1 protein-coding gene is annotated in these 2611 nt (G+C 46.9%); it reads left to right on the top strand.

Annotated features, from left to right (window positions below; genetic code table 11):
* The first annotated feature begins 390 nt into the window (after positions 1-390).
* Entirely contained in the window at positions 391-1962 is a 1572-nt protein-coding gene (locus tag K2H17_RS11045) for a DUF6377 domain-containing protein (RefSeq protein ID WP_300134757.1), read from the top strand.
* The last annotated feature ends 649 nt before the right edge of the window (positions 1963-2611 follow it).

Here is a 2611-nt window from a genome sequence, read left to right on the forward strand (position 1 = left end):
TGCTCCTTTCTCATTTACAACAATTTATCTAAAAGATACACCACTCAGATTTTAACTCTTGTTGTTAAACAACCTCTTAGAATGGCGTTTTGCGCAATCGCGTAATATAAAGAACGTTACCTTACTGTCTCTGCCGATACTGAATAAATCGGCAGAGACAATTTTTTTTGATTAATTTTTTTGCCGTTTTGATTTGTAACTCAAATAATTTAATACTATCTTTGTCGGAAATAAATCAATAGTCTAATCTCTTTCCTAACTTACCTCTCTTCTATACAACCTATTACTACAACCCAATAACTATCCACACTAATTGGCTTTCGCCTTGGCTGATTAGATGTTTCATTTTGTCTGTTTAAAATTGTAGCACATTTCCTGATCATTGAATTGATGAGAATAGCATTTTTCTGTTATCTGATTTTTCTGTTAGCACCATTTGCTTGTGCTGTCGGATCCGAGCCGCTTCCTTCGTCCAACAGGGAGCTTATCGACCTGCTTGACCTTGAGCTGGCCAGACGCGACAGCTATATCGGTCAGAGAATAAAAACAGCGGACTCTATCAAGGTCCTTATAGACAATGAACCGGAACGGGCTTTGGATCTTTATCAGGAATTGGGGTCTGTGGTAGCTACCCTGAACTGCGATTCGGCCATCGCCGTGTTTAACCGTGGCTACGATGTGGCTCGTGCTGCCGGCGACATAGTCATGGCCCAGCGTTTCAGGATTCTGAGTGTCTCGGAACTGCGCAAATTCGGGGCGACACCTGATGCGCTTGATGTCCTCGAACAGATTGCAGAAATCGGGATTTTCCCTCAGAACAAACTGCTTTACATTGAAATAGCGCGCGATCTAAATCTGCATATCGCCGAAATCCTGGGTGATAGTCCGCTTGCCAAATCATATCTCAGCGATGGTCGGAGGCTGGCTCAGGAGCAGCTGACACTTCTTCCGTCGGAATCGCCCGATGCCCAGATCGTGGAGTCGATCATATATTATACTCAAGGCAAGCGACCTCTTTCGGCTGCATCTCTCCACAGTCTGACAACTGAGCTCGATGTTATGGATCCGAATTTTTCTTTGGCGATGACCATGCTTGGCGGACAGTATTATTTCCTCGATTCCTATGAAGAGTCGGTCCGCTACCTGGCTATGGCGGCTATTTCCGATATCCGCCGTGGCGATCTGAAAGGTTCGGCGCTCACTCGCTTGGGACGGGCGCTCTATGCGCAGGGCGAATTGCTGAAAGCCTACAAATATCTGTCTGTGGCGCTTGAAAATGCTGTCAAGGCGAGCGACATGACCAATACCGTGCTTGTCTCGGATGCCATGATGCCGGTCAGCCATGATTTGAGTGCGCTGTCAAAGCGGCGTATGATCATAATGGTGGCGCTGATAGTAGTGCTTTCGATTGCCATTCTTCTGCTTGCCAATTTCTATTATCTTAAGAAGCGCCGCGTCAGGGAGATGGAGCGCGTCAAGCGCGATCTGGCCTGCGCGACCCATGCAAGGGAGGTTTATATTTCTGAATTCATAAATCTCTGTTCGGACTATATGGGCTGTCTTGATGATTTCACCCGCATGTGTCGCCGTAAGATCGCGGCAGGTCAGACTGACGATCTTCTCAAATACATGAAGGATGGCAAACTGATGTATGAACAGCGCGCAAAGTTCGAATATATTTTTGATGAGACTTTCAATGCTATCTATCCCGGTTTCGTTGATGGTCTCAACCGCCTGTTGCTTCCGGAGAAGCAGATCATTCTGAGCTCTCCGAATGTACTGACAACTGAACTCCGTGTCCTGGCTTTCGCGCGCCTTGGGCTGGACGATACCGCTCAGGTTGCCCGTGTGCTTGGGGTGTCGCCGAACACGATTTATACCTATCGCAACAAGTTCCGCAATATGGCTGTCGAGCGTGAGACTTTTGATTCCGATATTCTGAATATCGGCGCGATCGGGTAGGTCATTGGCTGCCTGGCGGGATGTTTTTTTGTTTAGATTGAATTTAGATTTATTGCCCGGCTTGCAAAGTGTATGCGGCTGGGTAATAATGTTTTAGTGTCTATGTTGTTGTTTTAATGATTTAGATTTGCGCGCCGGGCTATTGACTACGGGTGAAAAACGCTCTATCTTTGTGTTATTCTTATTGAAGGCCGATAAGTTTTGGCCCCGAAAGAAATGAAGATTATATCAATAGAGAGATTATACATACACGTTTAAGAAAATGATTTAGGTAATAAAAGATTTGTTTTACGTTAGGTTTTTAGAATTTACTTTTAACTACGTTAGATTCTGTAAAGAGAGCGGTCCTCGTGAGGAAGACAGCTCTTTTTTTATTTTGGCCGGAATGTTTTGTGGGGTAAGTTTCGCACCTACGGCGCTCTGAGGATGTGTGTGGGGTTGATGTTTCACCACAGCTGCGAACCCCCGATGGGGGCTCTTGCAGTGGCCTGGGATCGCCCGCCGCTACGCGGCTTGGCTGGTACGGCGAGATATGGAAGGGTGTGTGGCTTGGTTGATGCAGCGAGCGTTGGAGGGGATGTGCGGTGGTTAGGTTGACGCAGCGAGCGTTGGAGGTGGGGATGTGCGGTGGTTTTGGCTGGTCGATGAG

This window comes from Duncaniella sp. (assembly GCF_029054785.1).
Classification (GTDB): Bacteria; Bacteroidota; Bacteroidia; order Bacteroidales; family Muribaculaceae; genus Duncaniella.

Coding starts and splice junctions, on each gene's coding strand:
- K2H17_RS11045 (WP_300134757.1), top strand. CDS start 391: ATGAGAATAGCATTTTTCTGTTATCTGATTTTTCTGTTAGCACCATTT.